The sequence below is a fragment of the Algoriphagus boritolerans DSM 17298 = JCM 18970 genome (assembly GCF_900108085.1).
GTDB lineage: Bacteria > Bacteroidota > Bacteroidia > Cytophagales > Cyclobacteriaceae > Algoriphagus > Algoriphagus boritolerans.
This window is the reverse complement of sequence record NZ_FNVR01000012.1, coordinates 109,296-130,814: the sequence shown is the minus strand read 5'-3', so window position 1 is coordinate 130,814 and position 21,519 is coordinate 109,296. Positions and strand designations below refer to the sequence as shown.

Genomic DNA, 21,519 nt, shown 5'->3' with positions numbered 1-21,519 from the left:
CCTTCAATTGCCTCCAACTTCAGTTGGAGGGTTGATTTATTTTCTCTTAAATATTCAAGGCTTTAGCCCAATTATCCAAAAGGAAATCCTTTGGCGGTATCTCAGGTTTATCTTTCCCAACCTTCCCCCAATTGATGAATCGTATTCTGAACTGATCCGGCCACATTCTTTCCTCTGTCATCCTTGACTCGGTATTGGATTTCCATCCCCCAGGTTGGTTTGATCTCAGGGATGTGCAGTCTGATCGATTTTTTGTCTTTCCCCAATTTGGCTTTGGTGACGGTTAAGGTTTGTTCATTGTAGTGTTTGGATCCATATTTCCTGGATCGCAATAAATCCCAAGTCTTCACGGTGTAGTGTGCTGTATCTGCGACACTTTTTGCATCCAATTCGTCTGTGAAGTTGAGCTCAATTCCTTGGGTTGTTGCTTTTATTCCTACCGGGATGACCATTGGCTGATCCACTTTTCTGATCCGATATAGCCCTCCCAATTGGGGTTGGGTAGACCCCCAAGCCGACAGCCCACAGAGGTACAATTGTCCGTCTCCGGGATTGAAGCGACCGCGCATCACACCCGTGGAAAATCTCGGAACCGGTAATTCAAAAATCCCTCCCTGTACTTGATTCCCTATTTTTTCGAAGGGAACCACAAAGACTTTTCCATAGCCGTAGGATAAATTCAGAAGTTTTCCATTCAATGCTCCCCACTTTTTACTGTCCACCCAAAGGAGTTCGGACGGTGATTGATCCCTTTCCCGATCCACCCATACCAAGGGTTGCTCCATACCGGATTCTGTGCTGTCAGGCGGCGGATTGTAGCCAAACATGTTTCCGTAAAACCCGCCTCTTTTCACCCAATTGACGCGGTTCATGGGATTCCAATGTCCTTCCTGATCGGTCACGATAAAAGTACCGTCCGGATTGAGGCAAACGCCATTGGCAGCGCGGAAGCCTGTGGCTACGATTTCTGTTTTCTGGCCGTCCCGGCTTACTTTGATCAAGGTGCCATGCTGAGGAACCAGGGCTTCCCTGGCATGCCGAGCACTTTTTGCGTAGTAGAAATTGCCTTCGGTATCGACCTGCAGCCCCATTGCAAATTCATGAAAGTGATCGGTCACCTGATGGTCACTGTTGAAGGCTTCGTAAAAATCCGTTTCCTTGTCTCCGTTGAAGTCGTGCAGCTTCACCAGTTGATCTCTGCACGTGACGAATATTTCCTCATTGACGACTTTGATCCCCAAGGGCTGAAACAGGCCCGAGGCGATTCGCCGCCAAGTGAGTTTTCCGGAGTTTTTTGTGAACCCTTCGACCAGCCACACGTCCCCGTCCGTGGAGCAGATCACGCCTTTGTTCGTGTCTTTGAAAAAGTCCAATCCACTCAGTCTGAACTGATTCTTCCAGGGACTGTCAAAAGGCGGATTCATGATGTCCACCTGAAATGGTCCTTCCTGCGTTCCTTCCTGGACTTCAGAAGTTAACCGTTGAGGAAATCGGGCCGGTCCACCTTTGATCAGTTGATCCAAAGTTTCAGGGGGGCTGGAAGTTTTGGTGTACTGTTGCAATCCCTTCAATCCCGATTTTCCTATCAGGATTTTGACTTTACTATTTTGTGAAGGAGTAGTCTCCATCACCAAGAATCCGCCTTCTTCTTTCAAAACAGCCCCTTCACCAACTAAGGCCACAGCCGTTCCTTTTGGAGCTATTCGCATTTTTAGGGGTCTATCTGAGGCGGAAAAATTCAATGTCCGTGTGAATATGGGTCGCCCTTCCAGAGTTTCCAACCCGAAAGTTTCCAGAATTTTTGCCTGGCCAACCGTATAGGAAATGATCACGCGATCATTGAATTGATAGAGTCCTTTATACTGTGCCCATTCCCGGGGCAAAGGACCAAATTTTCTTCCATCCCGAGCTTGGAAGCGCGGGTCATCAAACTTTCCCGTTTCGGGATTAGCCCAAGCAGGTGCTACTGGATTTTCAAAATGGAGATCTCCCACGGTCCTGGGAGAAATATTGTGTTTTCCGTTAAACAAAATAGCTTCCCAGTCAATAAAGCCCTCCCCAGTCCAGGCCCCGGCAACCCGCATCAAATCATGATCAAACATCATCCAGGCTTTTCCTGCTGATACTCCTCCTTCTCCTTGGTCCAATCTTACGGCAATTCCTTTATAGGCAAAATTCTGATTGATCAGATTTTCATCCGGAAGGGGAGCAGTTCCAGTTGACCGTTCTCTTGGTGGGGCGTTCCGCCCTACCAATTCGTAGGTGTTGATCAGAAAATTTCCATAGTCCATTTCAGCCCAAGGCTTAAATTCTTTTGGGGCTGGGCCTGTGGTAGTTCCGAAAGGCAGACTGGCCAAATAGGTCGAATCGATTTCAACGAACTGACCGGGATTTTTCTCTTTGATAAAGGTTTCCCTCAGGTAATTAATGATGTCATACTTTTCGGTTGGAGTGAGGTTGACTTGTGGAGGCATGGACCCATAGCCTCGGGTGAGGGTCTGGTAGATGGAGTAGGGGTCTTTTCCCACCTTAAATTCACCTTCCCAAAATTTGAACGCATTGGGCATTGATCCTTCTTGATCGGGATTGCCGTGGCAGTTGAAGCAGATGTTGTTGTAGATGTGCTCACCAGTGCGGATGGATTCATCGTGTCGATCACCCAGCCCAGTCAACAATCCCTGATGATTCAGATCTTTTTCATAATCAGGGAGTTCAGATTCCTGAAGGATAAATCCGCTTGGGGATTCGGAATCCTGATTTGAGGAATTGGGTTTACATCCTAAGATCAAAAGGATTAAAACTGAGTTGAGGTAAATTTTATTGATTTTCAAAAGCTTAGCGGTTTTGTTGGCAGCATGGTTAGGGTAGGAATTTAAGAAAAAAGCTTAAGATTCTTTTCCTCACGAGTGGCCAATTCTGGAGTCATCCGAATAAACGGCGATGCCCAGCCGGGAGCGCAAAAACCGACCTTTACCATGCTGTTTTACAGGGCGGATTTACCGATAGTTTTCGGGATTGCTTGGGCCTCTGGGAGTGTGGGAGGTGAAATGGTAGCTCTCACTTATTGCATCTTAATGCGAAGAGGTCACTTCACTCCCTTAAAAATGAAAAAATTAGTTCCGTTTGAAATCTTTTCATTATGATTCCAACTTATGAGGTTCGCAGATTTACTTGACATATTGCTACAAATTGTTTCAGAAATCGGCAATTGATGCGGCATAGTTTTTTAAAAATTGACATTTTTGGGTTTTAGAAAAAATCTACCGATGTGCACACTCACCTTAGTTCAATCTGAAGTTTTAGCAAAAATGATGGATAGGTATCCTCATGTCCTGATGGATAGAGGTGAGAGTTTGTTTTGGGACGATAAAATCGAGCTCATTGATCAATCCGTGGATGAGCATCAGTTCTTCTTCAATGCATTTGGATCAAAAAAAGAAACCTATGAGGTTGATGTTGACCTCACTCCGATTAATGATAGCAGGAAGAAAATTCAGACAGAACTTCAAACCTTTTGTTCCTGTCCCTATTTCGCTGACAACGGTCAATGTAAGCATGTCGCAGCTGCATTTTTTATTTTGGATTCTCTTGAAGTGAAAGAATCGCAATTGGGACTTTGGTCGGATACTACTTCAATAACAAATGCTCCAAAACAAAAAGTGATACCCATTTCAGTGTTTCCTTCTGTATTCTCTGTTTCTAGAGAGGCGCTGGGAACGATTCCGGATATTCTCCCTAGTTTAAAAACCAGCAACAGTCGAAGTGGAATTTATAAACTTTCTTTTTTAGCTGATGGCATCATTTACGGGGTTTATGTAGTAGGCTATCCAATAGATATCACAGTCAATTATAATTCAAAGGAAGGAAAGCTATCGCTGAATTATCCAAAATCACAGGAAAAATTCCTTCCTGATATCTATCACTTTTTGAGAGAGCGATTTTCCGAAAAGTATAGTGATCAGAATTTCCTAACGGAGGAAATTCGGATGGACTCAAGGAAGGCTTTTCTGGAAAAGAGGAACCTTCTTTCGGTAGTTAAAGATGTAAAAACAGCACTGATGATTGATCTTATCGGTGATAAAATAGGATTTCGTTATGCTGGAGAACTCGCCGGCCTAAAAGAATTGGATGAAATTAATTTTAAACTAAAAGATCTTATCCCAAAAGCTAAGGAAGATGATTTTATCCATGAATTAAAAGAGTCGAATCAGGCCAAAGAAGCGGGTAAATATAATTTGGGCTTCGGGATCATTTATGCGCAATACAACAATTCCCTGACCGTAATTCCCATTTTAGGGAAAGGAAAAAAAGATGATCCCGATGGGCTCTACACCCGATTGGAAATACTAAAAGATTCCAAAGATTACCGTCTTGCCAAACCTGAGGGCTTGACAGAATTGATTTATCTGGTCAACACACTCAATCGAAACAATGAATCAAAAGATGAAGAATTCCTTTGGAAAACCGGTGTGGATTTTTTTCAAAAAGCATCTATTTTTCCGCTTTATTTTTTAGGAGGATATAATTACAACGTGACTAAGGTATCCCCAAGAGATCTTTCAGAGCGAATTTATGCCTATCAGACGACAGCTAGAATTCGACTGGTTGAATCTGAATTTTTTTACGAATTGCAGCTTATTTACTCCTTTGATGGGAATGATTTTGTATTTCAAGCAGGAACCACTGCCCCTAGATTCAGAGCAGGATTGGGTTTTTTTGATAAAAAATTACTCTATTTCACGGATTTCAGACAGGCACAGGGTATAGATCACCTGATCCATCTCTTACCTTTTAAATTTCCCAAGCAGCAGCTTCCTCGGGTAATTGAGCAGGTCATCCAGCCAGTAAGTGCCTTTTTGCCTTTTGAAGACATTCAAAATGTGCTCAGTTGGGTGGTCAGCGAGGGAGTGACACGGGAGGAATTGTACATCACCGAGGTGGGTGGTTTGGTTTCTTTTGTGCCAAAGCTAGTCTATGCTGATCAGCTGAGCGTCAATCCTCTTGATCCATCGATGATCACCGATCCGGTCACCGGTCATTTTCTGGAGCGGGATTCGGCAGCAGAGCAGTCCTTTTTGGATTTTATTTCGGAGCTGCATCCTCGTTTCGTGAAGCAACGTCCTAAATTTCTCTACACGCTGACTGCGGCTGAGTTTGTCGAGGGTATGTGGTTTTTGGACACTTTCGAGAAGTTAAAAGCTCGTGGAGTGAAGACTTTCGGCTTGGAAAACATCAAGATCAAACGCTATTCTCCTTTTCAGGCAAAAGTGACCACTCAATTTTCTTCGACTATGGATTGGTTTGGGGTTCATTCCGAAGTGAGCTACGGGGATGAAGTTATTAAGCTTGCAAAGATTCGTAAGGCATGGGAAAATGGAGAGAAGTTTGTCCAGCTTGGAGACGGCAGTCTGGGAAGGATCCCTGAAGAATGGATGAAGAAAATGGTCAAGCTACTCCGTTCCGGCGAAGTGACCGGAGAAGAAGTGAGGCTCTCCAAAGTACATTTTATGCTCCTGGAAGATTGGGAGGAAAGCTTGGAATATGCCCAAGTTCAGAAAGAAGTTGAGGAGAAAAAGCTTAAAATGAAACAGTTTGAAGGGATTCAGGAGGTGGTCATTTCCGAAAAGGTAAAAGCTGAACTCCGTCCTTATCAAAAAACAGGACTTAACTGGTTGAATTTCCTGAGAGATTTCCAATGGGGAGGAATTTTGGCCGATGATATGGGTTTGGGTAAAACCCTCCAAATGATCACCTTGATCACTCAGCTGGAGGAGCATAACCCAAAAATCAAAGTCCTCATTGTGGCACCGACTACTTTGCTTTTCAACTGGAAAAAGGAACTCGAAAAATTTGCTCCCCATCTGGACTTTTGGATTCACCATGGAGAGCGATACGAAACAGTAGAGGAACTGACCAAGCACCAACTCGTCTTGACGAGCTATGGATTGGTGATCAATGACTTGGAAATTTTGAAAGAAATTGAATGGGATCTGATTGTAGCCGACGAATCCCAAGCGATCAAGAATACCAGTTCGCTGCGATACAAAGCCATGATGCGGCTCAAGGGTAAGCAACGGGTGGCATTAACAGGGACACCAATTGAAAACGGCATTCAGGAACTCTATGCACAGATGAACTTCGCCAATCCGGGCTTTTTCAAGACATTCAATCACTTCAGCGGGAATTTCCTCACTCCGATCAAAAAAGGCGATACCGATGTGATCCAGTCGCTCAAAAAACAAATCATGCCTTTTGTCCTTAGGCGTACCAAAAAGGAAGTGCTTACAGAACTACCTGATAAAATCGAAGAGTTTTTGTATTGCGAAATGGGCCCAGTCCAACGTGCTGTTTACGAAGCTAAACGCGAGGAATACCGTAATTTTATCCTCAATAAGTTTGATGAATCCGGGGCAGATCAGAGTAAAATGTTTGTGTTGGAAGGACTCACCCGATTACGGCAGATTTGTGATTCACCCAAGCTGACCGGAGATACCGATTTGCCTTCCAGTGCCAAAATCGAATTGCTCAAAGAGCATATTTTGGAAAAAACCGGCAATCATAAAATTTTGGTTTTTAGTCAGTTTGTCAAAATGCTCGATTTGATCCGAGAGCAATTGGATCAGTCCAGGGTGACCTACAGCTACTTGGATGGTCAAACCAGCCTACCCGAACGAGAACGGCAGGTGCAGCGATTTCAGGATAATGAAGCCGTGCGCGTTTTCCTGATAAGTCTCAAAGCTGGAGGAACGGGGCTCAATCTAACTGCGGCCGATTATGTCTATATCGTCGATCCCTGGTGGAATCCTGCGGTGGAAAACCAAGCCATCGACCGATGCTATCGTATGGGGCAGGAAAAACACGTAGTAGCCTATCGGATGATCTGTCAAAACTCCATTGAGGAAAAAATTATGGAGCTTCAGTCCGCCAAAAGTCAGTTGGCAAAAGACATTATCGGTGACGGAGAGGGGATTTTAGCCAGTCTGGATCGGGAAGGAATGCTGGAGTTGTTTTCTTGAAAAATCCGGATTGATTTATGCTGATTTACTCGTCTAAAACTCTTCATAAAATTTAATGAAGCGCTCGTTTGGGAGGGAGCGCCCTTTTTGACCTAATTAACTAATCTCTTTTTATTTGAGCAATTTGTGAGTAGACAAAAAAAGCCACTCAGAGAATTTTCTCGTAAGTGGCTGATTTTCAGCTCCCCCTCTAGGGCTTGAACCTAGGACCCCATGATTAACAGTCATGTGCTCTAACCAACTGAGCTAAGGAGGAATTTTTATAATTTCCGAATCCCTTTTCCGAATTCGTGATGCAAATGTAGCGTATCCCCTTTTTATTCCAAATCTCTTTTTGAAAAAATCTTCGATTCCGTCACTTTTGGATTACTTCTCTTTCTTTTTCAGGGACTTATTTTTTGATTTTCAAAGGAAGCTAGTCTTCTTTTATGTCGGTTTGTTGGCAAAGCTGGCTGGCAGAAATTATCCAGAATAAACTGGCGGCTTATTTAGCATGAATCCAATTGTTTTTCCTAACTTTTATTCTGACAAATTAGTAATTACCAACCCATGCAAAATTATACACTTTCGATCAACGGAAAATCGCAGGATGTCACTGCGTCAGAGGATATGCCGCTGCTTTGGGTCCTTCGTGACTTGTTGGATATGAAAGGAACCAAGTTTGGTTGCGGTCAGGCGCTTTGCGGCGCTTGTACTGTCCATTTGGACGGTGAGGCGGTTCGTTCCTGTAGCCTTCCAATCTCCCAAGTGGGATCAGGGAAAATCACTACCATAGAAGGACTTTCTGAAACAGGAGACCATCCGCTTCAAAAAGCATGGGTGGATCATGTCGTTCCGCAGTGTGGCTATTGCCAATCGGGACAGATTATGAATGCGGCAGCTTTTCTCGCCAAAAATCCAAGTCCTTCGGAATCCCAGATCGAATCGGCAATGGAAGGCAATCTCTGTAGATGTGGTACCTACAATCGAATCAAAGATGCGATTCTTACTGCTTCCAAATCCCTCTAAACCCTAAATCAGCAAACTCATGATGCCTAAATTGCCATTTTTGAAAAAGCATGCTTCGACTTCGCTCAGCACAGGTTCTTCGACTTTCAATCCGGTTGACCGTAGTGAGATCTTCAGAGCTTCGAGGAGGGATTTTCTTAAGATCGGCTCACTTGCTGCCGGAGGTTTTGTATTGGGAGTCAATTTCCAATGTAGCGGACCTAAAGGGGAATTGATCACCTTCGCCCCCAATGTATTTGTAAGTATCGGTTCGGACAATATAGTGACCATCTTGGCGCATCGATCTGAGATGGGTACCGGTATCCGAACTTCCCTGCCGATGATCGTGGCTGATGAACTTGGTGCCGACTGGAGCAAAGTGAAAATCATGCAGGCCGAAGGAGATGAGGACAAATACGGCAACCAAAATACGGATGGTTCCTTTTCCGTTCGCATGTTTTATGAACCGATGAAAAAAGCGGGGGCCACTGCCAGGCACATGTTGATGCAGGCAGCTGCCACTGAATGGGGGGTAGCTCCATCCGAATGCGATACCGAGGCTAGCCATGTGGTGTTGAAGGGTTCCAGCAAAAAGATTCCTTTTGGTGACTTAGTTTCCCAAATCCAAACTATGGAAATCCCCAAGCCTGAATCCTTGGTGATGAAGGATTTTTCCAGCTACAAATTGGTAGGCACAGATGTACCCATCTTCGATGCCAAGGACATTGCGATGGGTAAAGCCAAATTCGGTGCAGACGTGAGTCTTCCAAATATGCTGATTGCAGTCGTGCAGCGCAGTCCTGTTGTTGGAGCAAAGGTTGTTTCTTACAAGGACGAAAATGCCTTGGCAATTTCAGGAGTTAAGAAAGTGGTAAAAATTGATGGGCCGGGACTTCCTGCTGGATTGGATCAGCCTCTGGAAGGAATAGCCGTATTGGCTGAAAATACCTGGGCTGCGATCAAAGGAAGTCAAGCCTTGGAAATCGAATGGGATCTGGGTCCAAATCAAACCTATAACTCGGCAAACCAACTTCAGGAAATGCTCAAAAGCACTTCCTCCAGCGGAACCGTAAAACGGGAACGTGGGAATTTCAATCAAGCAAAGTCCTCTTCCGGAAAGATCATTGAAAAAACATATTTAGCGCCTTTTTATGCACACGCTACTGTTGAACCACCAGCAGCTATTGCCGATGTAAAGGCCGATGGCTCGGCCGAAATCTGGGCACCAAGTCAGCATCCACAGTGGGCGAGGGGAGCAGTTGCAGGAGTTTTGGGCGTGGATGTTTCCAAAGTGAGATTAAACGTCACCCTTTTGGGTGGAGGATTTGGTCGGAAGTCCAAGCCGGATTATGTGGTGGAAGCTGCACTGCTTTCCAAAGCTGCCGGAGTACCTGTTCGGGTGCAGTGGACCAGAGAATGTGACCTTCACCATGATTACTACCATTCGCAGAGTGCACAACGGATTGTAGCCACCTTGGATGGCGCTGGCAATCTGACGGGTTGGAATCACCATACGGTCTTCCCGGCTATCGGTGCAGGATTGGATGCGGCACCGCCTTCTGATGGAGAATTGGATTTGGGTTGTAGGGATTTTCCTTATGACGTACCAAATATCAAGATAGAGGCTCACGAAACCACCGCTCATACCCGAGTGGGTTGGCTACGGTCAGTAAGTAATATCCACCACGCTTTTGCGATCTGCACCATGCTGGATGAGATTGCCGAGACTCGGGGTATCGATCCGATAGATCAGGCACTACAACTTTTGGGAGAAGATAAGGACATTACTTTCGCAGGCGAAATGGTGGGAGACTATGGCAATTACGGGGAGAAAATCGAGGACTTTCCCTGGAGCACTGCCCGAATGAAAAAAGTAATCCAAACCGTGGCTGAAAAATCAAACTGGAAACAAAATCTTTCCGCAGGCAAAGCGATGGGTTTTGCTGCCCACAGAAGCTTCCTGACTTATGTGGCTTGTGTAGTCATGGTGGAAAATGATGCTGCAGGAAATCTCATTATTCCTGAAGTACATTATGTAGTCGATTGCGGAATCGGGGTGAACACGGATCGGATTCGATCCCAGTTTGAAGGGGGAGCACAATTTGCAACCAGTTTGGCGATGACATCGGCCATTACATTTGAAAACGGCAAGGTGCAGCAAAACAACTTCGATACCTACAAGATCATTCGCATGCCCCAATCTCCTAAAAAGATCCATGTGCACATCGTTCCGAGTATGGAAAAACCCACTGGGGTTGGTGAACCTCCGGTTCCTCCTTTTATTCCAGCATTGGCAAATGCGATCTATAAATTGAGCGGAAAGCGGAATTATGAATTGCCGTTTAAGGCTTGAATTTCGTTGTCAACGGTCGACAGACCACGGTCCACAGCGATTGACTGTCGACTGTGGTCCGTTGACAAAAAATTAATCTTTAGTACTGAAACTCCTAGTAAGCGTCTTAATAAACTTCAATTTCCGAAACCGAAGCGCAGACCAATCTTCATCAATGGCAATTTGCCTTACCCCTTCATAGTCGAGGTTCCCAACAGCTTTCCAACCCGAATCTCGATTGATCTGTGGTTTATACTTTTTGGAAGTGCCTTTTGGATAGGCCATCCAAATGGCTTCATCTTCGGAGGACAAGGCATGCATTTCGGTAAAGTACTTCTCCACTTCTTCTTCTGTTTGTACAAAAGCGAGTAAGAAGGTTGGTTTTTCATTGGATTTGGCGAGGAAGCCTTCTTCCCCCCAAGCTTTAAATAGAGCGTTTAAATCAATTGGAGCATTCCAAATCCTTATTTTCATTCCTTCTTTGAAGTACATTTTTTTTAAAATCGGATCCATATTGAGATTAAATTAGAGCTCTGAAAATAAATTTAATGGTATGGTTTGAGACTTTTTCAGTCTAAGACCGTCAATTCCCGTAATTTTACCCTCGATCAGTCTTCTAACTGGTGTTTTAAATTTGATCACTGAAATCCCGAGAGACAAGTGATTGCGAATTCTTTGGTCTACTTTCTCTTGTGCTGAGTGAAGTCGAAGCATCCAACGAGGTTTAAAAAGAAATTTCGTTCAGTAGAAGATTAGTATATATTTCCTTATTTGACTCAATGTATAAATTACTGCCTTACTTCGTCTTTCTTTCTTTTTCAGGAATTGCCCAGCAAAAAATTGATTCAGTCTACCTAGCGGGAATTGTCATTCGCACGATCGACAATCCCATTTTGGAGGAAATGAGCGGATTGGCTTTTTCCAAAAAACATCCTGATAAATTCTATACACACACCGATAGTGGGGGTGAAGCGACTGTTTATGTGTTGGATTCTTTGGGAAATGAAGTGGGGAAAATCAATTTGGACGAAGTGAAAAATCGGGATTGGGAGGACATCGCAGTGGGACCTGGTCCAGGCGGAAAGTCTTATATCTATGTGGCTGACATTGGTGACAATGCAGGCAATAATAAGTCGGGGAGGATTTATAGATTTCCAGAACCATCCAAGATCGAAAAGAAAAACACAGTAAAACCCGAGGTTTTAAAATTCACCTATCCAAATGGAGCGATGGACGCCGAAAGTCTATTTGTGGATCCCATTTCTGGAGATTTATTCATTGTGTCTAAGCGCGATAAGCAAAACACGCTTTTCTGCTTGAAATCCGATGATTTTGGAAAAAAAGAGGTAGTCGCAACGGAGTTGGGCAAACTCCCATTTACCAGCGCAACGGCCGCAGATATCAGTAAGGACGGATCAAAAATCCTGATCAAGAACTATTTTAAAATTTACTATTGGGATCGAAAAAAGGGTGAAACTGTAGCTGAGGCGCTGACAAGAACCCCGAAGGAATTGCCTTATGTGCCAGAACCCCAAGGTGAAGCCGTAGGTTTTCAACCGGATGGAGAGGCCTTTTACACCATCAGCGAAAAGAGGTATAAAATTCATCCGGTTTTGTACCGCTATCCAGCCAAAAACTAAGTTATGCAGACCAGTTCCACTATTCTGATGGTTCGCCCCGCCAACTTTGGATTCAATCCGGAGACGGCGGAGAATAACTTTTACCAAAAACAGGATTCCCGATCCCAAGATGAAATCCGACAACTGGCTCGGGCTGAATTCGATGGATTTGTCGCTTTGCTGAGAGATCAAGGGGTGAATGTGCTGGTGATTGAGGATTCGGATACTCCAGTCAAGACAGATGCCGTGTTTCCCAACAACTGGTTCAGTACGCATCCTGATGGAAAGTTGATTCTCTACCCGATGTTTTCCCCCAATCGCAGACTGGAGCGGAGAAAGGACATCATCGAGCAGTTGATGCATTTGGGATTTCAGGTAAACGAGATTGTAGATCTTAGCTTTTTTGAGGAAAGTGCCCAATTCTTGGAAGGAACAGGGAGTATGGTGCTGGATCATCATACAAAGGTGATTTATGCATGCTATTCTCAGCGGACCCATCCGGTTCCTTTGGACTATGTCGCCAAGATTTTAGGCTATTCGGTTCTTGGTTTTGAAGCTGTGCAGGAAATAGATGGGCAGGTCAGTCCAATCTATCATACCAATGTGATGATGCATGTGGGTACAGATTTGGCCGTGGTGTGTCTGGATAGCATTCTGAAGTTGGCGGATCGCCGGAAAGTGCAGGAATCCTTGACCAAATCAGGTAAAAAGTTGATTCCGATCACAGCTAAGCAGAAATTCAATTTCGCTGGAAATATGTTGGAAGTCAGTAATGACGGAGGTGAAAGATTCACGGTGATGTCCCAAGCGGCTCTGGACTCCTTAAACGTGGGACAGATTCAGCAAATCGAAAAGTACACGACGATCATCAGCCCTGCTATTCCGACTATCGAAAAGCTTGGAGGCGGCAGTGCCAGATGTATGTTGGCTGAGATTTTTTTACCTAGGGATCAGTAAATTAAGTGCCTACGTGAGTGTCTTCACTCACGTGATTTTCATATTTAAATCCAAATTCATATGGTTTGGAACAAAAAAAGCAAAGACTGAGAATTCGGTTTTGCGGTTTAAGACTCTAAGGAATGAAGTGAGTGACACTCACTTCGGCAACTCTCTCGCCCACGTGAGTGTCTCCACTCACGTGATTTACAATCCAATTACCTGAAGATTTTCATTAAATTCATGGAAACTTCTTGTTTTATGGAATTTGGAAGGATTTACTTTTTTACGGCCACCGTCCACAATTGGCTTCCGCTATTAATTGATGATTCCTACAAGGAAATCATTATCTCAAGTTTGAAATTTCTAAAAACTAAGGAATTTATCAGAATTTATGGATTTGTAATAATGCCAAACCATATCCATTTGATTTGGGAACTTTTAGAAATGAATGGAAAAGAGTCGCCTCATTCTAGTTTTTTGAAGTTCACTGGACATCAATTTCTCAAAAAACTGAGGAATGAAAATTTGAGGTTGCTTGAAAAATTCAAAGTGGATTTGGTCAATAAGGATTATGAATTTTGGCAAAGAGACTCTCTACCGATAGAAGTTTACTCCACGGAAATCATTTTTCAGAAATTAGAATATCTCCATAACAATCCTTGTAAGGGGAAATGGATGCTAGCCAATAATCCAGTTGATTACAGATATTCCTCTTTTAGGTTTTATGAAACAGGTATTGATCGATTTGGGATTCTTACACACATAGGAGAAAGGCTTTAATTAATTAAGTGAGTGGAGACACTCACTTCGGCGAGGCAATTTTCCATGGACGTGATAGTTTACTAGAATGGCATATTTGGACATGTGATGGATTTAGACAACACAATTATAAAGCTTATGATTGCGATAGAGACGGTTGCGTTGAATGGTCTTACACTTGGTATTTTATGAATTGGGGGTGGAATGACAATAGACTCAACGGAGATCCACGAAATAGTAATGGATATTATGGTTCAGGAGTTTTTACTCCATTTGGATCTACGAGTACTTATAATAATATTTTGAAAATGATAACTGGACTGAGATGAAAAATTCAATAAAATATCTTCTTTTATTAATTTTATGTGGTTGTGATGAAACATTCCCTTATGAAACAGGCAGATTTCCAGATGATAAGCCAATAAATTTGGTAGACCTCAATTCTGAGTATGATGACATGAACTCTAATTTTGTACCTTCTACTGCCGATTTAACTCTTACTGTTATTTACTCTACAAATTCGATTTCGAAAGGGCAACAATTCGATTTAGATTATTCCAGGGTTTTCTTTCAGTGGGATAAAGAAAAAGGAAATCTTGATTTTTATTCGGATAGGGTTTTTGATGGGAGTCAAGTTATAAGAAATCTTTTATTTCGAATAAATACTAATAGAAATGAAAAAGCGCCCTATACTTTCGTAGATGAGAACAAAGGTGCTCTACTCTTTAGTCGTGACAATTCAGAAGGTTTTTTTTCCATTTGTTTTGATCCCGAAAATAATTCTATACCGGGCGTTGATGAAGGAGATGCATCGTTTAGGCTTTTAGGAGAAGATTCGAATGAGATGTATCCTAGTTTCTATGGGGCAAATTTTTTAAAGGGAGCAAATGATAATAGCCAAGGCAAACCGGAAAAAATGCTCTTTAGCTCGGATCGGGATGGAAAATTCGATATCTACGAATTGGGTCTACCTACTGAAGGATCCATCATAGCCTATCTTCAGGGTTCACGAGAAAAAGGCACCCAAAAAATCGGGATCAATTCTACTTCCAATGACCACATGCCTTTTGTCTATGGCGATTTGTTAGTGTTCTCTTCGGATCGTCCGGGAGGATTTGGAGGTTATGACCTGTATTATTCCCAGAAAACTGCCAATGGTTGGGCCGAGCCAGTAAACTTTGGTCCAAAGATCAATTCCGAATTTGATGAATTCCGACCGGTAGTCTCCGATTCTTGGGAATTTTCAAATCAATTGATGATCTTTTCTTCCAATCGTCCAGGTGGCTTAGGAGGATTTGATTTGTATTTTGTGGGAATACCGAAGTTCTGAAAAAAATCGCTGGGATTAATGATTGAAATCATCACGTGAGTGTCTTTACTCACGTGACCTTTGCTCAAATTCTTGTTGAGGTTGAATTTGGAGGCAGATATGGATTAATTTGGATTTGTTGAAGTTGATTAATGCGATTGCTAACATCAAGGTGAGAGGAGTCACTCATTTCGGCAACCTTATTTTATCCTCTTCAATTGCTCTGGCAGCGCATAAACCTTAATCGCCTCTTTTTCCACAAATGTGATAATCTCCTGACCGATCTGAACAGATTCAAAATTTTCAGTAGGCAATTTTCCCATATCAAAAAATGCTTGAGAGGTGAGCGAATACCCTTTCAGATTTTTTCCATCAATCCAAAAAAGGTGCTCCTTATAATAACACATCCTTTGCTCGATTTGGATAGCTGCTTTCTGTAAAAAATTCCCCTGATTGTCAAAAATGAAAATTCCTGAACCGGGGACATTCATGAAAAGTCGGTTTTTAAATTCTCGTATCTCAGTCACTCGAAGATCTTCGGAGTCCAAAATAAGGTTTAGCGGTTGGGATTGAAGGATCAGCTTTCGAATGTAGTCCACACTCTTTAAAGATAAATCGGACTCATCCCAGACCCAGATGACATTATTATTTCCCAGAGTGGCAGCCTTCGGCAAAATGATATTATCGAGCAAAAGACTGTTCTCAGCTATCGGGTTCAGAAAGCGATCCATGACTCGATATTCCTGCAAATCTGCCGAGAAGGTGAAAATATTTACCGTCCAGGAAGCCTCCAGTTGCTGGATTCTGGCTTGGCGAGGCGGTGAAAAGAGATTCAATTGTTTGCCTGATTTGTCAAATAGAAATACATCACCGGAGGCTGTGCTGGCGAAAATTTGATCCCGAGTGTCCAGAGAGACTTGATCCAACTCTTTAATTGATATCTCGGCAAGAGGAGTTTTGAACTCCAACCTTTCCTGTGAGAAAGCCGCGGAAGAAGCGAAGGAAAGAACAAGAATCAGGAAAAATCTCATTTCTCAAAGGTCATTAGCTTGCCTCCATCGGCATCAAATTCAAGGTAGGTGTTTTGAGTGACCCACTCTCCCAAATTAAAATAGGTTGCTTTTTCTCCCACAGGAAGTTCCAAGGGCAGGTGCCGATGTCCAAAAACATAGTAATCGTGATGGAATCGCGCTTCTATTTCTTTGCAATACTGCCAAAGCCATTCGTCATCCTCCAGAAAATGATTTTCATTTTTTTCCATGTTAGCGACCCTGCTATGGCTCGACCAAGCTTTCGCAAATTTGATACCCAGATCCGGATGAAGCCAGCGAAAAAGCCACTTTGCAAATGGATTGGTAAATACTTTTTTAAGCAATTTGTAGGAATCGTCACCCGGTCCGAGCCCATCGCCATGCCCGACAAGGATTTTTTTTCCATTTACTGAAATTTCGATCGGGTGTTGATAAACTGGTATTCCCAACTCTTGGGTAAAGTAATCCTTCATCCAGAGATCATGATTTCCTGTGAAAAAAAGAATAGGTATCCCTTGGTCCCGGAGTTGTGAAATTTTAGAAATAAAGGGAACAAAACCTTTGGGAATCACCTGCCCATATTCAAACCAAAAATCAAATATGTCACCGACCAAAAAAATCGCCGCTGCGTCAGATGTGATGGTGTCCAGCCATCGGATAATCCTTTTTTCTCTGATTTTGCTTTGTACTGCATCCGGTGCTCCCAAGTGAAAATCAGAAGCGAAATATAGTTTTTTACCCTTTAAGGGGAAGTCCAAAGGTGCAACTTGCATGTACTAAGATAGTATCGTGGGGCAAAAATAAAAAAGCCCCAATCTGCTTGGGGCTTTTACCGTTAATTTTCTGTTTTTACTTCAGCTTCTTCTTTTTTTTCAGCCGCGGGCTCTGTAGGGGCGATATCATCCTTAACCACATCCTGATCGATTACGACTTTATCCTTTTTGTTAGTAAATGCCTGATAGGTAGTTTCTTTCGCAAAAGGTCGCTTTCCAATCAATTTCTCAAGATCTGCCTGAAAAAGGATCTCTTTTTCTAAAAGCTCTTTGGCAAGAACCTCAAGGTGCTCCTGATGTTCTTTGAGAAGATCAATCGTTCGGTTGTAAGCCAATTGAATTAATTTACTTACTTCCTGATCGATCAATTCAGCCGTAGCCTCAGAGTAGGGCTTGGTCATTTTATACCCATCTGCTTTGCTGTCATAGTAAGAGACATTTCCCAATTTTTCATTCATTCCATATACTGAGACAATGGAATAAGCCATCTTGGTGATCCGCTCCAGATCACTCAGTGCTCCAGTAGAAATTTTTCCAAAGATGATCTCTTCGGCAGCACGTCCACCGAGGGTCATACACATCTCATCGATCAACTGTTCGGTTTGATATAAAAACTGCTCCTTAGGCAAGTATTGCGCATATCCCAAGGCGGCTACCCCTCTAGGGACAATACTTACTTTGACCAGAGGATCGGCATGCTCCAAGAACCAACCCGCTACGGCATGACCTGCTTCGTGGTAGGCAACGATTCTTTTTTCTTCTGGAGAAATGATCTTTGTTTTCTTTTCCAGTCCACCAATTACCCGATCGACTGCATCCTGGAAGTCCTGCATGTCCACCGCAGTTTTGTTTCTTCTCGCTGCGATCAAAGCTGCTTCATTACACACGTTGGCAATCTCAGCACCTGCAAATCCCGGAGTTTGTGCTGCCAATTTTTTAGGATCGATATCATCGGCGATTTTGATTGGCTTCAAGTGCACTTTGAAAATAGCCTCGCGTCCGTTGATATCCGGCTTGTCAATAGAGATTTGTCTGTCGAATCGACCTGCTCTCAACAAAGCACTATCCAACACATCAGGTCTGTTGGTGGCGGCAAGTACAATAACTCCTGAGTCTGTACCAAAGCCGTCCATCTCTACTAACAGTGAGTTCAAGGTGTTTTCCCGCTCGTCATTTGAACCGGGCATTTGGCCTTTTCCTCTTGATCTACCAATGGCATCGATCTCATCAATGAAGATGATACAAGGTGCTTTTTCTTTGGCTTGCTTAAACAAGTCACGCACACGGGCTGCACCGACACCGACGAACATTTCGACAAAGTCTGAACCTGAAAGGGTAAAGAACGGTACTCCGGCCTCGCCAGCTACAGCTTTTGCCAGCAACGTCTTACCTGTACCTGGAGGGCCTACCAATAGCGCACCTTTCGGGATTTTACCACCCAGTTTGGTGAATTTGCCCGGATTTTTAAGGAATTCTACGATCTCCTGAATCTCTTCTTTGGCTTCATCTAATCCGGCGACATTGTCAAAGGTGATTTTGACTTTATTTTCAGCATCAAAAAGCTGTGCTTTTGATTTGCCTACATTGAAAATCTGTCCACCGGGACCTGATGGTCCAGCCATCCGCCGCATCATAAACCAGAAGAAGACAAACAAAAGGATCAGAAAACCAAAACTTCCAAAGTAACTGCTCCAGTTTTCTTCATTGGTGACAGAGGCTCCAATCCGACTTTCCTCAGGCACTTTTTCTTCCAAAGCCTGAAAGTCCGTCTGGAATTTATCTGAAGTCGTCACCTGCAGGGAATAGTGTGGACCTGTTGGGTTGAAGAAGGAAGAATTAGATTCTAGTTCGGTTTTATACTTTGCATTTTGTAAGGCCGCTGGCTTCAGCGTGATGTCCACGCGATTCATATTTCGCACGATCACGACTTTGGCTATATCTCCAGCCATATACATGTCCTCAAATCGCCTCTGAGTGATGTCGATCACTGCTCCACGCTGTTGAATCCATGTCAAACCCAGAAGTACCATGACAGCAGCAATAATCAACCATAGTTGAAAATTGGGTTTTTGGGGTGCTTTAGGGACAAAACTTTTATTCTTATTTTTTTCGCTCATCGCATTTATGGTAATTCTGTAAACTTATGCTAAAACGGATTAACCTTTTGAAAGTTTATCCGGAATTTCAATTGACTCGGGTGGTTTTGGCGTCACCCCAGAGTTCCTCCAGACCGTAGTAGTTTCGTTTTTCTTTGAGGAAAATATGAACCACCACATCAAAATAATCCATCAGCACCCATTCACCGTTGGCCTTACCTTCCAGTCTTTTTGCAGGTTTCTCATTGGCTTTTTTGATTTCTTCTTCAATAGACTCTGAAATTGCTTCAAGTTGAGTATTTGAATTTCCAGAACAAATAACAAAAAAGTCAGCTACCGAATTTTTTATTTTTCTTAGATCCATAACTAAAATATCCGAAGCTTTTTTTTCTTCCATTCCTTTGACGATAACCTTGCTCAGCGCTTCTGCTGTCATATATTGATTTAATTTTACAGGACGATAATTTTAACTCTGTTAGCCCAACCTAAAAATAATGTATAAAATTCTTGCCAACACGATTTTTTTGGGGAAAGATGTCCTTTTCCTGTCAGAGTGTCACTCTACCAATGACAAAGCCATCGAACTCATCCGTGAGAAAGTAGCTAAAGAAGGCTCGGTTGTCATCTGTGATCATCAGACCCGAGGGAAAGGACAGCGGGGGAATACATGGGAAACCCAGGCGGGTCAAAATCTAACTTTTTCATTGGTATTGCAGCCTAATTTTCTGGATGTGTCCGAGCAATTTTTTCTTAATATGATGATTTCCAATAGTATAAGAAAGATGCTTAATGACTACCTACCGGATTTGATGGTCAAGTGGCCAAACGATTTGGTGGTTCCTGGCCGTGGCAAAATCGGAGGAGTGCTCATAGAGAACATCATCAACTCGCTGGCCTGGGAATTTGCTGTGGTGGGAATTGGATTGAACATCAATCAACGTCATTTTGAAAACAAAAAGGCTACTTCCTTGTCTTTGATTACCGGAGGTCAATTTGATCTTCAGGAGCTCTTTCGGTTATTGATCGCCCATATTGAACAAGGATACATTGCCTTGAAAAAGGGTAGAATGGAAGAAATCCGAAAGGAGTATCTCATCCACTTATTTCTAAAAGATATTTGGGAAGTTTTCTCTGAAAACGAAGACAAATTTGAAGGAAAAATCACTGGGGTTTCCAAAGACGGTAAACTTCAAATCAAGCTGAGGGATGGAACTGAGCGATTTTTTGGATTGAAAGAAATCACCTTTCCAAATCTTTGATGCGGTTTTCTATTCCCAACTTTAAGCGGTAACTTTGCAGTCTTTAAAAGATTATAATTCTTTAACTATCAATAATATGTCAGAAATTAAATCTGAAAAATTCATTCAGTACAAAGTAAAAGACATCTCACTCGCTGAGTGGGGGAGAAAAGAAATCAGATTGGCAGAGGCGGAGATGCCAGGCCTAATGGCCTTGAGAGCGGAGTTTGGTCCCTCACAGCCATTGAAAGGCGCTAGAATTGCAGGTTGTCTTCACATGACGATTCAAACTGCAGTTTTGATTGAAACTTTGGTAGCTTTAGGTGCTGAGGTGACTTGGTCTTCCTGTAATATTTTCTCTACTCAAGATCACGCAGCGGCTGCAATTGCAGCAGCGGGAATCCAGGTATATGCCTGGAAAGGGCAGACTGCCGAGGAGTTTGACTGGTGTATCGAGCAGACTTTATTTTTCGGTGAAGAAAAACAGCCATTAAATATGATTTTGGACGATGGCGGTGACTTAACCAACCTGGTTTTGGATCAGTATCCAGAATTGGTGGCCGGAATCAGGGGTTTGTCCGAAGAAACGACTACCGGAGTTCACAGACTTTACGAAAGAATGAAAAACGGTACACTTCCTCTGCCGGCAATCAATGTGAACGATTCAGTTACCAAATCCAAATTTGACAACAAATACGGTTGCAAGGAGTCTTTGGTAGATGCGATTCGACGCGCTACGGATGTCATGATGGCCGGAAAAGTAGCAGTCGTAGCCGGATATGGCGACGTAGGAAAAGGATCTGCTGCTTCGCTCAAGGGAGCAGGTGCACGGGTGATTGTCACGGAAATCGATCCTATTTGCGCGCTTCAGGCCGCTATGGATGGTTTTGCTGTGAAAAAGATGAGAGATGCCGTCAAAGAAGGCGATATCATCGTCACCGCTACCGGTAACAAAAACATCATCACTGCTGAGCATTTCAAATCCATGAAAGACAAAGCGATCGTGTGTAACATCGGCCACTTCGACAATGAAATAGACATCGCATGGTTGAATAAAAACTACGGACATACCAAAAACGTGATCAAGCCTCAGGTGGATTTGTATGACTTGGACGGAAAAGAAATCATTGTCTTGGCTGAAGGCCGATTGGTGAATTTGGGCTGTGCGACAGGACACCCTTCTTTTGTCATGTCAAATTCATTTACCAATCAGACTTTGGCTCAACTTGAGCTTTGGGCAAATCATGAAAACTATCAGCCTGGAGTCTACGTACTTCCTAAGCACTTGGATGAGAAAGTAGCGTTTCTTCACTTAGCCAAGCTAGGGGTAGAATTGGATACCTTGTCAGAAGATCAGGCAAAATACATCGGAGTGGAGGTTCAGGGACCGTTCAAGCCGGAGTATTACAGATATTAATAC

At 43.1% G+C, this 21,519-nt stretch carries 15 protein-coding genes and 1 tRNA gene; 9 read left to right on the top strand and 7 right to left on the bottom strand.

Annotated elements, in window-relative coordinates; translation table 11 throughout:
• Window positions 1–107: 107 nt before the first annotated feature.
• Window positions 108–2,831 (bottom strand): DUF6797 domain-containing protein, encoded by a 2,724-nt coding sequence (locus tag C4S61_RS12215; protein WP_103925079.1) that lies wholly within the window; start codon window positions 2,829–2,831, stop codon window positions 108–110.
• A gap of 435 nt (window positions 2,832–3,266) precedes the next feature.
• On the opposite strand from C4S61_RS12215, the gene C4S61_RS12205 reads away from it, so the two are divergent.
• The gene (locus tag C4S61_RS12205) at window positions 3,267–7,016 is read left to right on the top strand and encodes a DEAD/DEAH box helicase (protein WP_103925077.1); all 3,750 of its coding nucleotides are present in this window, start codon (window positions 3,267–3,269) and stop codon (window positions 7,014–7,016) included.
• A 182-nt stretch (window positions 7,017–7,198) separates the two neighbouring features.
• Here the strand turns inward: C4S61_RS12205 and C4S61_RS12200 are convergent.
• Window positions 7,199–7,272 (bottom strand) — tRNA-Asn (locus tag C4S61_RS12200).
• 293 nt (window positions 7,273–7,565) lie between these two features.
• Between C4S61_RS12200 and C4S61_RS12195 the strand changes: the two genes are divergently transcribed.
• Window positions 7,566–8,024 carry a (2Fe-2S)-binding protein gene (locus tag C4S61_RS12195; RefSeq protein ID WP_103925076.1) on the top strand — a complete coding sequence of 153 codons (459 nt, stop codon included), beginning with the start codon at window positions 7,566–7,568 and terminating at the stop codon, window positions 8,022–8,024.
• A 19-nt stretch (window positions 8,025–8,043) separates the two neighbouring features.
• Window positions 8,044–10,356, top strand: a complete 2,313-nt coding sequence (locus tag C4S61_RS12190; RefSeq protein ID WP_235009957.1) for a xanthine dehydrogenase family protein molybdopterin-binding subunit — start codon at window positions 8,044–8,046, stop codon at window positions 10,354–10,356.
• 72 nt (window positions 10,357–10,428) lie between these two features.
• Here the strand turns inward: C4S61_RS12190 and C4S61_RS12185 are convergent, their stop codons facing one another.
• A complete protein-coding gene (locus C4S61_RS12185) occupies window positions 10,429–10,848 on the bottom strand; it encodes a hypothetical protein (protein WP_103925074.1) in 420 nt (139 codons plus the stop codon).
• 266 nt (window positions 10,849–11,114) lie between these two features.
• Between C4S61_RS12185 and C4S61_RS12175 the strand changes: the two genes are divergently transcribed.
• The 4 genes from C4S61_RS12175 (at window position 11,115) to C4S61_RS21835 (ending at window position 14,982) form a co-directional block, all read left to right on the top strand.
• Window positions 11,115–11,975: a hypothetical protein gene (locus tag C4S61_RS12175; RefSeq protein WP_103925072.1), complete on the top strand. Its 861-nt coding sequence runs from the start codon at window positions 11,115–11,117 to the stop codon at window positions 11,973–11,975.
• Between the two features lie 3 nt (window positions 11,976–11,978).
• Window positions 11,979–12,911 carry a citrulline utilization hydrolase CtlX gene (gene ctlX, locus C4S61_RS12170; protein ID WP_235009955.1) on the top strand — a complete coding sequence of 311 codons (933 nt, stop codon included), beginning with the start codon at window positions 11,979–11,981 and terminating at the stop codon, window positions 12,909–12,911.
• A 336-nt stretch (window positions 12,912–13,247) separates the two neighbouring features.
• A complete protein-coding gene (locus tag C4S61_RS12165) occupies window positions 13,248–13,673 on the top strand; it encodes a transposase (RefSeq protein ID WP_235009953.1) in 426 nt (141 codons plus the stop codon).
• An 895-nt stretch (window positions 13,674–14,568) separates the two neighbouring features.
• Window positions 14,569–14,982 (top strand): TolB-like translocation protein, encoded by a 414-nt coding sequence (locus C4S61_RS21835; protein ID WP_160111237.1) that lies wholly within the window; start codon window positions 14,569–14,571, stop codon window positions 14,980–14,982.
• A 179-nt stretch (window positions 14,983–15,161) separates the two neighbouring features.
• Here the strand turns inward: C4S61_RS21835 and C4S61_RS12155 are convergent, their stop codons facing one another.
• From C4S61_RS12155 to rsfS, 4 genes are all read right to left on the bottom strand, one after another.
• A complete protein-coding gene (locus C4S61_RS12155) occupies window positions 15,162–15,992 on the bottom strand; it encodes a hypothetical protein (protein WP_103925070.1) in 831 nt (276 codons plus the stop codon).
• Window positions 15,989–16,765, bottom strand: coding sequence for a UDP-2,3-diacylglucosamine diphosphatase (locus C4S61_RS12150; protein ID WP_103925069.1), 777 nt, complete (start codon window positions 16,763–16,765; stop codon window positions 15,989–15,991). The genes C4S61_RS12155 and C4S61_RS12150 overlap by 4 nt, the downstream gene beginning before the upstream one ends.
• Window positions 16,766–16,827: 62 nt before the next feature.
• Window positions 16,828–18,882 carry an ATP-dependent zinc metalloprotease FtsH gene (gene ftsH, locus C4S61_RS12145; RefSeq protein WP_103925068.1) on the bottom strand — a complete coding sequence of 685 codons (2,055 nt, stop codon included), beginning with the start codon at window positions 18,880–18,882 and terminating at the stop codon, window positions 16,828–16,830.
• Between the two features lie 67 nt (window positions 18,883–18,949).
• Complete coding sequence (rsfS, locus tag C4S61_RS12140; RefSeq protein WP_103925067.1) at window positions 18,950–19,297, bottom strand: ribosome silencing factor; 348 nt, start codon at window positions 19,295–19,297, stop codon at window positions 18,950–18,952.
• A 58-nt stretch (window positions 19,298–19,355) separates the two neighbouring features.
• Here rsfS and C4S61_RS12135 point away from each other — a divergent pair, with 58 nt between their 5' ends.
• Together C4S61_RS12135 and ahcY are read left to right on the top strand one after the other, a co-directional pair.
• A complete protein-coding gene (locus tag C4S61_RS12135) occupies window positions 19,356–20,120 on the top strand; it encodes a biotin--[acetyl-CoA-carboxylase] ligase (RefSeq protein WP_103925066.1) in 765 nt (254 codons plus the stop codon).
• Window positions 20,121–20,196: 76 nt separating this feature from the next.
• Window positions 20,197–21,516, top strand: coding sequence for an adenosylhomocysteinase (gene ahcY, locus C4S61_RS12130; protein ID WP_103925065.1), 1,320 nt, complete (start codon window positions 20,197–20,199; stop codon window positions 21,514–21,516).
• The last annotated feature ends 3 nt before the right edge of the window (window positions 21,517–21,519 follow it).

Coding starts and splice junctions, on each gene's coding strand:
- C4S61_RS12205 (WP_103925077.1), top strand. CDS start 3,267: ATGTGCACACTCACCTTAGTTCAATCTGAAGTTTTAGCAAAAATGATG.
- C4S61_RS12190 (WP_235009957.1), top strand. CDS start 8,044: ATGATGCCTAAATTGCCATTTTTGAAAAAGCATGCTTCGACTTCGCTC.
- C4S61_RS12135 (WP_103925066.1), top strand. CDS start 19,356: ATGTATAAAATTCTTGCCAACACGATTTTTTTGGGGAAAGATGTCCTT.
- C4S61_RS21835 (WP_160111237.1), top strand. CDS start 14,569: ATGCTCTTTAGCTCGGATCGGGATGGAAAATTCGATATCTACGAATTG.
- C4S61_RS12150 (WP_103925069.1), bottom strand. CDS start 16,765: ATGCAAGTTGCACCTTTGGACTTCCCCTTAAAGGGTAAAAAACTATAT.
- ftsH (WP_103925068.1), bottom strand. CDS start 18,882: ATGAGCGAAAAAAATAAGAATAAAAGTTTTGTCCCTAAAGCACCCCAA.
- ahcY (WP_103925065.1), top strand. CDS start 20,197: ATGTCAGAAATTAAATCTGAAAAATTCATTCAGTACAAAGTAAAAGAC.
- C4S61_RS12185 (WP_103925074.1), bottom strand. CDS start 10,848: ATGGATCCGATTTTAAAAAAAATGTACTTCAAAGAAGGAATGAAAATA.
- rsfS (WP_103925067.1), bottom strand. CDS start 19,297: ATGACAGCAGAAGCGCTGAGCAAGGTTATCGTCAAAGGAATGGAAGAA.
- C4S61_RS12155 (WP_103925070.1), bottom strand. CDS start 15,992: ATGAGATTTTTCCTGATTCTTGTTCTTTCCTTCGCTTCTTCCGCGGCT.
- C4S61_RS12195 (WP_103925076.1), top strand. CDS start 7,566: ATGCAAAATTATACACTTTCGATCAACGGAAAATCGCAGGATGTCACT.
- ctlX (WP_235009955.1), top strand. CDS start 11,979: ATGCAGACCAGTTCCACTATTCTGATGGTTCGCCCCGCCAACTTTGGA.
- C4S61_RS12175 (WP_103925072.1), top strand. CDS start 11,115: ATGTATAAATTACTGCCTTACTTCGTCTTTCTTTCTTTTTCAGGAATT.